Source organism: Flavobacterium sp. (genome assembly GCF_039930565.1).
Taxonomy (GTDB): Bacteria; Bacteroidota; Bacteroidia; order Flavobacteriales; family Flavobacteriaceae; genus Flavobacterium.
The window spans coordinates 12,054-24,496 of record NZ_JBDTTP010000028.1; the positions used below are offsets into that span (position 1 = coordinate 12,054).

The 12,443-nt window shown below is 32.8% G+C and carries 11 protein-coding genes; 7 read left to right on the plus strand and 4 right to left on the minus strand.

The window, feature by feature from the left end:
* Nucleotides 1-5 precede the first annotated feature (5 nt).
* From ABI657_RS09015 to ABI657_RS09025, 3 genes are all read left to right on the plus strand, one after another.
* Entirely contained in the window at nucleotides 6-2,033 is a 2,028-nt protein-coding gene (locus tag ABI657_RS09015) for a hypothetical protein (protein WP_348096921.1), read from the plus strand.
* A 119-nt stretch (nucleotides 2,034-2,152) separates the two neighbouring features.
* Nucleotides 2,153-3,049, plus strand: a complete 897-nt coding sequence (locus tag ABI657_RS09020; RefSeq protein ID WP_348096922.1) for a LysR family transcriptional regulator — start codon at nucleotides 2,153-2,155, stop codon at nucleotides 3,047-3,049.
* Nucleotides 3,050-3,122: 73 nt separating this feature from the next.
* Entirely contained in the window at nucleotides 3,123-4,088 is a 966-nt protein-coding gene (locus ABI657_RS09025; protein ID WP_348096923.1) for a putative sulfate exporter family transporter, read from the plus strand.
* Between the two features lie 16 nt (nucleotides 4,089-4,104).
* Here the strand turns inward: ABI657_RS09025 and ABI657_RS09030 are convergent, their stop codons facing one another.
* Nucleotides 4,105-5,064 (minus strand): hypothetical protein, encoded by a 960-nt coding sequence (locus ABI657_RS09030; RefSeq protein ID WP_348096924.1) that lies wholly within the window; start codon nucleotides 5,062-5,064, stop codon nucleotides 4,105-4,107.
* Nucleotides 5,065-5,248: 184 nt separating this feature from the next.
* Here ABI657_RS09030 and ABI657_RS09035 point away from each other — a divergent pair, with 184 nt between their 5' ends.
* On the plus strand, nucleotides 5,249-6,250 hold the full coding sequence (locus tag ABI657_RS09035; RefSeq protein ID WP_348096925.1) for a zinc dependent phospholipase C family protein: 1,002 nt from the start codon (nucleotides 5,249-5,251) through the stop codon (nucleotides 6,248-6,250).
* Nucleotides 6,251-6,344: 94 nt separating this feature from the next.
* Here the strand turns inward: ABI657_RS09035 and ABI657_RS09040 are convergent, their stop codons facing one another.
* From ABI657_RS09040 to ABI657_RS09050, 3 genes are all read right to left on the minus strand, one after another.
* On the minus strand, nucleotides 6,345-7,247 hold the full coding sequence (locus ABI657_RS09040; RefSeq protein ID WP_348096926.1) for a right-handed parallel beta-helix repeat-containing protein: 903 nt from the start codon (nucleotides 7,245-7,247) through the stop codon (nucleotides 6,345-6,347).
* 406 nt (nucleotides 7,248-7,653) lie between these two features.
* On the minus strand, nucleotides 7,654-8,286 hold the full coding sequence (locus ABI657_RS09045; RefSeq protein WP_348096927.1) for an MCP four helix bundle domain-containing protein: 633 nt from the start codon (nucleotides 8,284-8,286) through the stop codon (nucleotides 7,654-7,656).
* A gap of 209 nt (nucleotides 8,287-8,495) precedes the next feature.
* Nucleotides 8,496-10,589: an LTA synthase family protein gene (locus tag ABI657_RS09050; RefSeq protein ID WP_348096928.1), complete on the minus strand. Its 2,094-nt coding sequence runs from the start codon at nucleotides 10,587-10,589 to the stop codon at nucleotides 8,496-8,498.
* A gap of 191 nt (nucleotides 10,590-10,780) precedes the next feature.
* On the opposite strand from ABI657_RS09050, the gene ABI657_RS09055 reads away from it, so the two are divergent.
* Genes ABI657_RS09055 through ABI657_RS09065 form a run of 3 tightly spaced genes read left to right on the plus strand, consistent with a single transcriptional unit; the run spans nucleotide 10,781 to nucleotide 12,407 of the window.
* A complete protein-coding gene (locus ABI657_RS09055) occupies nucleotides 10,781-11,215 on the plus strand; it encodes a thioredoxin family protein (protein WP_348096929.1) in 435 nt (144 codons plus the stop codon).
* Entirely contained in the window at nucleotides 11,215-12,201 is a 987-nt protein-coding gene (locus ABI657_RS09060) for an FAD:protein FMN transferase (protein WP_348096930.1), read from the plus strand. The genes ABI657_RS09055 and ABI657_RS09060 overlap by 1 nt, the downstream gene beginning before the upstream one ends.
* On the plus strand, nucleotides 12,198-12,407 hold the full coding sequence (locus tag ABI657_RS09065) for a DUF4266 domain-containing protein (protein WP_348096931.1): 210 nt from the start codon (nucleotides 12,198-12,200) through the stop codon (nucleotides 12,405-12,407). The genes ABI657_RS09060 and ABI657_RS09065 overlap by 4 nt, the downstream gene beginning before the upstream one ends.
* Nucleotides 12,408-12,443: the final 36 nt, after the last annotated feature.

Consider the following 12,443-nt stretch of genomic DNA (forward strand, 5'->3'; position numbering starts at 1 on the left):
ATTATATGACTACAAACACAATTCTATTATTATTACTTTCTTTAGTAATAGCGGGCGGTTTGTCGTATTTTCAATATTTTTTCAAAGCCAAAAACTATTCGAAAGTGAATATGTTTTTGGCTTTTTTACGTTTTCTGACGATTTTAGGGTTATTGGTTTTATTGATTAATCCAATAATGACTAAAAATTCGCTTGAAGTCACGAAAACACCTTTGGCAATTGCAGTTGATAATTCGAGTTCGATCACGGCTTTAAAATCAGATAAGAAGGTTTCCGAATTATATCAGGAACTTATTTCGAATCCGGCTCTTCAGGACAAATTTGAAATTCAGTCTTACCAATTTGATTCCGAATTCAAGCCTTCTGATAAATTTGATTTCAAAGGAACACAAACCAATCTTGATGAAGTAGCCAAGAATTTAAAAAGCATTAATAAAAACCTGATTTTTCCGACGGTTATTATTACAGATGGAAATCAGACTACAGGAAACGATTATGTATATCGTTTTGATCCTGCTAATAAAGTATATCCTTTGATTGTGGGAGATACAACTACTTTTTTTGATTTAAAAATCAATCAGTTAAACGTAAATAAATATGCTTTTCATAAAAATAAATTTCCGGTAGAAGTTTTTCTGCAATATGCCGGCGATAAATCCGCAAATGCAGATTTTACAATTTCACAGGGAAACACAGTTGTAGCCAGACAAAAGGTTTCATTTACCACATCTAAAAAAAGTGCCACCTTAAATTTGCTTTTACCAGCTGACAAAATAGGTCTGCAAATTTTTAAAGCGGCTCTTTCTTCAAATGTAAAAGAAAAAAACAGCTACAATAACATCAAAAATTTTGCAGTAGAAGTAATTGATCAAAAGTCAAAAATTGCAATAGTTTCGGCAGTCAATCATCCGGATATTGGGGCATTGAAACGTTCGATTGAAACGAATGCACAGCGAAAAGTGATATTGGTAAAGCCAAATGATATCAGCCAGTTGCAGGATGTTACAGTTTTGGTTTTATACCAGCCTAATAGTGCTTTCAAACCTGTTTTTGATAATACCAAATTAGCGTCAACGAATACTTTTATCATTACAGGAAATAATACCGATTTCAATTTTCTAAACCAACAGCAAAAAAGCCTGGTATTTCAAATGAGTAATCAAAAAGAAGATTATTTATCCGAATTTCAGTCACAGTTTAATTTATTTGCCATTGAAAATATTGGTTTTGAAAACTTTCCGCCACTACAGAATTCATTTGGAACTATTACCACTAGCGGAAATGTATCAGTTTTACTTTCATCCAAAATCAGAAACGTTGCTACCAATGCTCCTTTATTGGCTTTCGCCGAAAATCAAAATAAGAGAACCGCTTTTCTTTTAGGAGAAAACAGCTGGAAATGGCGTTTGCAAAGTCATATTGACAATCAGTCTTTTGAAAAATATGATGTTTTTATTGATAATATAATTCAATATCTGGCCTCAACAACTTCAAAAAAATCATTGGTTGTAGAACATGAAAGTTTTTATAATTCCGGAGAAGCAATTTTAATCAATGCACAATACTTCAATAAAAACTACGAGTTTGATGAAAAAGCCCGATTAACAATTACAGTTACAGATGGTGAAACGAAACAAACTAAAAACTACGATTTATTAAAGGGAAATAATTCCTTTTCAGCAAATTTAGATGGTTTGGCCGCTGGTAAATATAGTTTTACAGTAAAGGAACTGAACTCTAATACAGTTTATTCAAGCCGTTTTGAGATTTTGGATTTTGATATCGAAAAGCAATTCGTAAATCCGGATGTTCAGAAATTAAAGCAACTGGCATTACAAACCAATGGAAAAGCCTTTTTTGAAAATCAGGCTGATGACCTGATTCAGCAGCTTTTAGAGAATAAGGAATACAAATCGATAGAGAAGAATATCTCAACCAAAACGCCATTAATTGACTGGGTTTGGTTATTAATTTTAATTGCTGCTTTATTGACGACGGAATGGTTTGTTAGGAAGTATAATGGGATGTTGTAGTTATACTTATTTTATCTCAGTGAACTTTGCGAAAGCTTCGTGAATCACTGTGAAATAATTATAACACAAAGTTTCACAAGGTTTAATAGAGATTCGCAAGGAATTAAAAATATGTAATAATGGATTTCAGGCTAAAAGTTTTCTACACCGTCGCCACAAGACTCAATTTCACGAAAGCTGCGTCGGAACTATATATCTCACAGCCCGCCGTTTCCAAACATATCCAGGAGCTCGAGGAAACGTATAAAACCAAGCTTTTTGAACGCAATGGTTCTAAAATTGCCTTAACGCCAGCAGGTGAAATTCTGCTCAAACACACCAAAAACATTTTCGAAATTTATCGCGAAATAGACTTTGATATGAGTTCTTTTATTAATGAACGTCAGGGTTTATTAAGGTTAGGAGCAAGTACAACCATTTCGCAATATATCATTTCGCCGGTTTTGGCACGATTCCATCAAAAACAGCAGGATATTAAAGTCAATTTGCTGAACGGAAATACCGAACAAATCGAAAATGCTTTAATCAATAAGGAAATCGAAATCGGAATTGTGGAAGGGCAATCTAAAAACCAATCCATAAAATACATTCCGTTTTTAAAAGATGAATTGGTTTTGGTTTGCAATACCAAAAATTTATTGGTAAAACAAACTGAAATTTCATTGGAAGACTTAAAATCAATGAAATTTATAACCCGGGAACGCGGTTCAGGAACACTTGAAGTTATAGAGTATGCCCTAAAACAAGTAAATGTAAAATTAACCGACCTTCAAATCGAAATGCAGTTGGGCAGTACAGAAAGCATAAAGTCCTATTTATTAAATTCAGATTGTTTTGCTTTCATGTCAATCCATGCAGTAGATAAAGAGCTTAAAAATAATGAATTAATTGTTTTAGATGTGAAAGATTTATCTATAGAAAGATTTTTTTATATCATTATATTACTCGGAAAATCAGATTCCTTGTCTGAATTGTTTATTCAGAATATTTCCTCTTATTATAACCTGAAATTATAGCCAATTGTATTTTACGATTGGTGAATGCCATGTAAAGAGCAGACCTTTGTAAGGAAATATAAAATTCCTTATTTTGAGAACGAAACAACATCCGGTATCACACCTATTCGAAGTCAGTCTTTATTTTCAGCAGATAGTTTTTGTTGGGGTTATTGTCTTGTGCCTGTTTTCGATTATTTCTCCACCAATTGCTTTATTATCAGGAGTAGTTTTAGTGAATGTTTTTGGAAATCCATTTTTGGCATTCAATCATAAAGCGATTACATTTTTATTACAGTTTTCTGTAGTAGGATTAGGTTTCGGAATGAATGCTTCATCGGCAATTTCTGCAGGAAAAGAAGGTTTTTTACTTACTGTCTTTTCAATTTTCAGTACGCTTGTTTTCGGAACACTTTTAGGAAAATGGCTGAAAACAGAGAAAAAGACTTCCCATTTAATTTCCTGTGGCACTGCAATTTGTGGAGGAAGTGCCATTGCTGCTATTGCTCCGGTAATCAAATCAAACGAAAATCAGACTTCTGTTGCATTGGGTGTTATTTTTATTTTAAATGCAATCGCATTATTTGCTTTTCCATTAATTGGTCATCAGCTTGATTTATCTCAAAAGGAATTTGGATTATGGTGTGCAATATCCATTCACGATACAAGTTCTGTAGTTGGTGCAGCTAACAAATATGGAGCAGAAGCTTTGCAGATTGCAACAACAGTAAAGCTGGCCATGGCTTTATGGATAATTCCGATCTCAATTTTTACAGCTGTTGTATTCAAAAATAAAAACAGTAAAATCAGGATTCCTTACTTTATTGGTTTGTTTATTTTGGCAATGCTTCTAAATACGTATATTCCTGCAACTGCCATTGTTGCTCCACATATAGTTGGCATTGCCAAAATTGGTTTAACAATAACTTTGTTTCTTATTGGAGCAACTTTAAATTTAAATACTTTAAAATCAGTAGGAGTGAAGCCTTTATTACAGGGTGTTTTTCTCTGGATTTTTATTGCAGGTTTGGGATTGGTGTCAATACTTTATCTGGGTTAATTTATTTTAGAAGACTTTATTTAATATTTGAAAACTTCACAACAGGTTTTCCTGTCGCATTATACCATTTTCCTTTAAATGAATATCGTTTTTCAATTATGAAATTAAATTGCTTTTTATTTTTTGCCAATGTTGCAATTTCTTCGGGTACATCTACTTCATAATCATCCTCTTTACCTTTTGCCTTTTTATAAAATCCAGTTGTTGTTATAATAAAATCCCTAAAATGCTTCTTTTGATTATCATTAGCAACTTTATAAGAACTTGACCATTGTGTACTGCCTTCACCATTGTTTGAAAGTCTGTAATTGGCGACTTCCATTAAAGGTTGGTATTTGCCATCAAAACCTGCAATCAGGTACAAATAACCAGAATAAGGAGCACCAGCACCTCCATTGGCATGGGTTAATGTAAAAGCATACTGATCTTCTCCAATTGCCACAAGATTTAGTGCAGGTATATTGGCGAAAGCTCCAAAGGCAGCAATTCCAGGTTGAAAAGATTTCATTTCCCAAACACTTCCGTTTTTTGCAAATTTTGCCAATCCCAATAGTCCTCCGCTAAAACGTCCGGTCTGTAAGCCATCCGCATCATAAACAGATTGATTGAAAACTAACATTTTAAATGGATTGCCTTTAGAATCTGTATAATTGATTGTGGTATCAAGTCTTGTTGCCACACCTTCTGCATAAGGAAATAATTGATCGCCTTCAACACCATTAACATCATTATAGGCAGCAGTTTTGCATGTTTTGCATTTCCAGCTCATAAAAGTATTATGATCTGATAGTTTGTATAACTTTCCGGGAAATAATTTCTGCATTGTTTTTACTCCATCCAGCGGATCAGGTATTTTCAATGTTCGTTTTGGTTTTAAAATAGTGTCGCTAACGTTTTTCAGTTGTATAATATCGTCTTGTGCGGAACAAACAGAAGTAAAAATCAAACAGAGAATTAAAGATTGTAATAAACGCATGGAATAAAATTAAAGGTATTTTTAATCAAATTTACTACGAAACTTTTTTACTTCAGTTTAATTTGAAATTAAATTACTGAAAGAGTATGAATGTTACGAAAAGTTAAATTAACACAATATTAATTAGTATTCTTTTGAATTATCTTTAAATAAAATAAATTTGCAGTTCAAATAAAAACTATAAATGAAAAACTTTAAAATCAAACCAAAACTAATCACATTCTTTGGATTAGCAATTGGATTTTTGACATTATCATGGGGAATCGTGGGACACGAACGCATCAATAAAGCTGCAGTAATGGCGTTGCCTCATTCTCTTCAGGTATTTTTTTATAATCACATTGATTTTATAACACAAGAAGCTTCAGTACCTGATATTCGTAAATATGCTTTAAAATATAAAGAGGAGAATCCGAGACATTATATTGATTTGGAAAATTTCAAATCACCAATTGACAGTTTGCCTGTAACTCTGGAAGAAGTAAATAAAAAATACGAAACTAAATTTCTGAATGATAACGGAATCTTACCATGGTACATCGAAGATATGATGGTAAAATTAACCAAAGCTTTCAAAGATAAAAACAGAGCAGAAATTTTGTTCCTTGCTGCCGATTTAGGACATTATATTGGAGATGCACACATGCCATTGCATACTTCTGCCAATCACGATGGTCAATTAACCGACCAAAAAGGAATCCATTCCCTTTGGGAAAGCAGATTGCCGGAATTATTCGTAAAAAATTACAAATTAAATGTACCAGAAGCACAATATTACGAAGATGTTCACAAAGCAACATGGGACATGATCAAAGATACCCATAGTCTGGTTCAGCCATTATTGGCAGTAGATAAAAAGCTAAGAACAACGACCCCTGAAAATCAGGTTTTCGTGGTTGATGCTGAAGGCAAAATTGTAAAAAGCAAATACAATTCGGCTAAATTTTCTGATGAATATGCCGCCAAATTGCACACAGAATTAAACGGAATGGTAGAAAACCAAATGAAAAAAGCTATTACGGCAACTGCGAGTTTTTGGTACACTGCCTGGGTAAATGCCGGTAAACCGGATTTAAGCGATCTCGATTCTAAAGAAATTACGAAACGTAACAGTAAAGCCTTAAAACAGGATTTGAAATTGTTTAAAAAAGGATACCTTTTCGGAATGCAAAATCAGGATGATTAATCTTAAATGAAGGAAAGTTTAGTTATAAAATTAATACAATAAAGAGAGACAGTTCGTTTTGAACTGCCTCTCAATTTTTTAAAAATAAACAAAATTAGTATAATCTGGTAAACAGCCCTTTTTTATTTCCGGAACCGCCACTGCCTGTAATCGTGATATGGCCCGTATTTCCGTTACCATCATATCCCCATGCTAAGTTATTTGTAGCTGTATTATTTGTAACTGTATGAGCCACTTTTTGTCCTGCGCTTCCCAATTTGAAACCGTTACCGTCTCCATTAGAGCCAAAGCCATTATTACTGGCTGTACAGTTTTTAATTGTTACGGTATAGGGTTGTCCATAAAGATCCCAACCATCATCAGAATTGTGATTGGCAGAACATTTTTCGAATACATTGTTTTTACCGGCAGACAATTTACAAGCATAGCCATCTGCATTTTCACCAGCATTTGCAGCATCATAATTATCGTTAGACTTGCAGGAAAGAATGTAGTTGTCATGTCCTCCGTTATAAATTTGCAAACCTGAATCTCCGTTGGATGATGTAGTTACATCATAAACATAATTATATCCTCCTGTTTGAAATACCAGACCACAATCAGGTGAGTTTTTAATGGTCATACTAGTAATATTCCAGTAGCTTCCGTTTACTTTTACTCCCCAGCTTCCTGATGGTAAACCGGAACAATTTAAAACACCTCCTGTTATGCTAATTTTAGAACTTGAAGTACCGCTTTTTGCAAGCTCAAGAGTTTTGGTAAGATTTATTGTGCCGCTAATTTTTATAACATCGCCTGCTACAGCAGCAGCTACAGCAGATCTTAATGCACTTTCATTCGTAACGGTACTGTTTTTAGCAGTAAGAGACTTACTTTCCGTTACAGTTTCCTGATGATCAATTGCAGTTTCGGGAATATTTGCTTCGTTATCGCCCGTTTCGCAGGCAGTTAGGCAAATAATTGAACACAGTGCAAGCAATTTAAATTTCTTTTTCATAATAATTTGGTTTGGTTATTTTGTTAATAAAATTTGTTGGGATTTTTATTTAAAAAATTAAAAATCTGATTATCAGTTATTTTTAATTTTGACAAACTTAAATAAAAAAAACCATAAAAATTAAATATTATTTAAAAAAATGCATAAAAAAATATGCATTAATCAATTTTATTGATTAAAAAGTTGAATTAGTTCAATATTTTAACTGTATTAATGTGTAAGCGAAAATTACCTAAACAATTAGCTGTAATTAAAATTGATTTGTATTTGATGAAAAATACCAATTAAGAATGTAGAATAATAGCAAGAAAATAAAATTAAATTCCACAAAGCAGAAGTATTAATCAATAAAGTAAATAGAAGATACTAAGACTAAAAAAAGTTATCAATAAAATAAAAATATTTTTTAATTAAGACTCGGAGATTCCGGAATTCTGATACTTTTTTTAGCCTTTTTTATGATCAGTAAATAAAAAGTAATACCTCCCAAAACAACAAGCAAAGCAATCTGCAGTTGTCCAAGGCTGTTATTACCGCTGTGCATGGCATTCGCACTGGCCAATTTTGACTTTCCTTCTTTAACCTGAATTTCAGAAAGATGATTTAAGGTTTGCAGTGCCTCATCACTTGATTGAAGGATCAAATGCCAATTTTTCTCTTTCAGTTGTTGATCAATTGTAGTACACGAAACTAAAAAAGCTTCAAAATAAGTTTTCTCCTTGGGTGTCAGAACTGTGTTAACATACAGATTGTCAATAGTATGTATGGTTCGTAAAGCATTTTTAATTTTGTCATCTTCATGACTGTCATTTAAATTTCCTTTCTGGGCTTCAGCTTTTATAAAATGAAGTTCGTTAGCATATTGAAAGATATAGTAAGCCACAACCAGCCTGTCGTTGTAAATCGTATTAATGTTTTCATTTACATTTTTAGAATTTCGCAGTGTATTAAAATTACTCAGCAGAATACTCAGCATAATAATGAGTAAAATAAACGCCGCCTTTGTCTTGTTACTATATTTATTTAAGCTGTTTGTCATTTAATTTCTAAAAAGTTAATTCTCAAATATATAGAATTTGTATCAGATAAAGAATTATTAAATCTAATCCTTTATAATATAGTAATTTATGAATTATTTTCAGGAGCTGGTTCCTGCTGTCCGCTGTATCTTTTATGGCGAACCCCGCCCAAAAAGTATGCCGCTGCCATCAGGGCTGGGGTTTTAAGTTTCATAAGACACGTGCATTTTTATAATTTTTGATATTTTTTTTGTTTCAATACACTTGAAGCAGTTTGATAAAAAGAAACAGTTTCATTGATTAAATCAGTTCTGGGTTTTTTAAGCAGAATTTCATCATAATAAAGTTGAAATTCCGGCGCAACACTTTTTTTATGATTTAGTTTTAACTGGAACTGTTTTACTTCTCGTTTTGGCGATAAAATAGTCAGTACATTGTCTTTTATAAGACCCAAATCCTGATAAGTAGCGATAAAAGCTCTGGGTTTATAATCTGATTGTAAAACGTCCTGGCCAAAAAACTTGCTCTGATAATCAAAATGAAGCATGCCTAAAACAGTTGGCATAAGATCAATCTGAGACATCAGTTTAGTACATTTTTCCGGTTTTATTTTGGGGCTGTAAACAAAAGCAGGAATCCTGTATTTGTCAAGCGGAAGTTCTGTTTTTCCGGCACTAGATGCACAATGATCTGCTACAATTACAAAAACTGTATTTTGAAACCAGGGTTGTTTACTTGCCATTCCAAAAAATTTCCTGAGGGAATAATCAGTGTATTTTACACCGCCATCACGCGATTTTATATCTCCGGGTATATCAATTTTGTTGTTAGGATAAGTAAAAGGCCTGTGATTACTAACTGTCATGATATGATTAAAAAACGGCTTATTTTGTAAAGCTTCTTGATTCATTACTTTTATTGCCTTATTGTACATGTCTTCATCACAAACACCCCAAACATTTGAAAATGTAATTTCTTCGGCAGTAAAGCTTGATTTATCTACAATTTCATATCCATTTCCAGAATAAAAATCCTGCATGTTATCAAAAAAGGCATCTCCTCCATACATAAATTTAACATTGTAACCTTTTTGTTTAAAAATAAATCCTGTCGAAAACTTATTTTTATTATCTTTTCGTTTAATGATACTTTCTCCCGCAGTAGGAGGTAAGCATAAAGTCACTGCTTCAAGTCCTCTGACGGTTCGGTTTCCAGTTGCATACAAATTAGTAAACTGCAAACTTTTTTGAGATAAGCTGTCTAAAAAAGGGGTTATGTTTTCTTTGTTTCCATAAGCTTTCATAAAATCGGCACTATAGCTTTCAATAGTAATCAAAACCACGTTTTTATGATTTTCTACCGAATCACTTTCAATTTTCCTAACTGTATTTTCCCCGGAGATAGTGGACAGCTGTTGCTTTAAAAGAGCAAAAGCTTTTTCGTTTGGAATTGTTTTATAAAATTTAAAATAATCTAATTTATTATTTTTAAAAGCCAGGTAAAATCGGTATAATCCGTTAGACTGTAGCTCATTGACAAAAACATTTTTAGAATTTTCGGTTTTAGCTGCTATCGGAATTGCTACTAACGAAATGATAAATAAACCAATGTAAAGAACTGAAATTTTAAATTTTTCTTTCAACGTTGGAACAGCATCGATATAATTCCTGCTTTGTTTCAGAATAAAATAAGTAACAATCCCGGTCACTAAAAAAAGAGCTGAAAAGATTGGTACAACAGGATAAGACTGCATAATGTTGCCAATAACTTCATTGGTATAAATAAGGTAATTTACAGCGATGAAATTATATTTGACACCAAATTCATTCCAAAAGAAATATTCGCTTACAGCATTTTGAAGAATCAATAAAACATATAAAAAGACCACGAAAGTAAATAACCAAAACCTAATCTGTTTTCTTTTTTTCGGGAAAAATAAAAGCAAGGCAAATAAGAGTGTTTTGATACCGATGAAGATCAAAACAATTTCCGGAAAAGCGCCTCCGTATTCGTCCAAAATGCTTTTGCCGGAAGCAACATACAGAAACAGAGTGATAAGACTTCCTAAAATAATATAACCCCAAGGTCTATTGTATTTACAATCCGAAATAAAAATCAGATACATCCATAAAAAAAAACCGAAAATCGTAAAAACAAAAAAATCAGAAATTAAGCCGAAGCAAAAGATTTTCAGGGTTTCAGTAAAACTGAATGAACTTTGTGTTATAGGGTGCAGCAACAATATAATACGCAGTAAAAAACTTACAATGAAATAAAACACACCAAGATTGTAAAAAGGGGAAAGTTTTTTAAAAAGTACCATACTATATAATTTTATTAGTCACAGCAAATATATTAGTCATCTTTAGCAATTTTGCTTAAGGTTTGCTTAAGAAAAATTAAGATATAATTGTAGTTAGGGATATTTTAAGTTAATTTGTCATTGTTTAACAAAGCAGATAGTGAGTCATATCAAGAATGACTGGCTTGCGGGCTATTAATATAAAATGGATAATGAAAAAGTTAACATTGATGATTATCTGTATGGTTGGGACTTTAAGTTATTCACAAAGTTGGAGAACTAATTTTGAAAATGCTAAGTCACAAGCGATTAAAGAAAATAAAAACATTCTTCTTGTTTTTTCCGGATCTGATTGGTGTGCACCTTGTATGAAACTGGACAAAGTAGTGTGGAAATCTTCAGAATTCCAGCAAGAGTCAGAAAAAAGCTGGATTATTTACAAGGCTGATTTTCCTAAGAAAAAAGCCAATCAATTGCCTGTTGAACTTGCTCAGGAAAATAAAATAATTGCTGAAAGATACAATAAGGAGGGAAGTTTTCCATTGGTGGTTTTGTTGGATAAATACGGAAAAGTATTAGGAGTAACGGGCTTTAAAAATGTTTCGGCTACCGATTATATTAAAACAATTCACGCACTGGAGAGATAATGAAAAAAAATGCTACTATTTTTCTGCTTTTATCATGCGTCTATTCATTTGGGCAGATGGTTCACAAACGGAAACTTTCTATGCTTGGCAGTCCTTTTGAGATTACTGTTGTTGCGCGCGACACTATAGAGGCCAATAAATATATTGATTTGTCTGTTAGCGAAGTTAAGAGAATTGAAAATGAAATTTCTGACTGGATTCCAACAACATTAATATCCCAGGTAAATCAAAATGCCGGAATCAAACCTGTAAAAGTTACTCCCGAAGTTTTTGAATTGGTAGAGCGTGCTCTAAAAATTTCTGAACTTACTTCTGGTGCTTTTGATATTTCATACGCTTCAATGGATAAAATATGGAAATTTGACGGGAGTATGAAAGAAATGCCAACAGAAGAGGCAATCAAAAAATCGGTGGCTAAAATTGGCTATAAAAAAATCATTTTAGACAAAAAAGAAAAAACTATATTTTTAAAAGAATCCGGAATGAAACTGGGTTTAGGAGGTATTGGTCAGGGATACATTGCAGATAAGGTTGAAGAACTTTTGTTTTTGAAAGGCTGCAAATCCGGAATTGTTAATGTCTCCGGTGATATCAATGCGTGGGGTAAACAACCTGATGGAAAACTCTGGTCAGTTGGCATTGTGAACCCGTTAAATAAAAATAAAGTTTTTGCCACATTTCCTCTTGAAGACAGCGCTGTAGAAACGTCAGGTAGTTATGAAAAATATGTTGTTTTTAATGGTAAAAGATATTCACACATTATAGATCCACGGACAGGTTATCCTGCATCCGGCGTGGTAAGTGTGTCTGTTTTTGCTAAAAAGACTGAAATTGCAGATGCTTTGGCAACCGGAATTTTTGTATTGGGTATTGATGTAGGTTTGGATTTAGTAAATCAATTAAAAGGAATTGGGTGTATAATTGTCGATGATAAAGGAGCAGTTCATGTCTCTAAAAATATTGATATTGAAAAGTATAACAAATGAAAAATTTATTCTTAATTATTGTTGCCAGTATAGTTTTGTATTCCTGTAATTCAGTGAAAGCTTACGAAAAAGAAAAAATAAACGACCCTGATATGAAATTAACGGCAAGGACATCGGAACGTTATGAAACTACTTTTCAGGTTTACAGAGAAGCAGCTGCCGGAGCAAATGGAGGAAAAACAGGTGGTGGTTGTGGCTGTAATTGATATTAAATGGACCCATTAAATTCCTAAAATTAATTT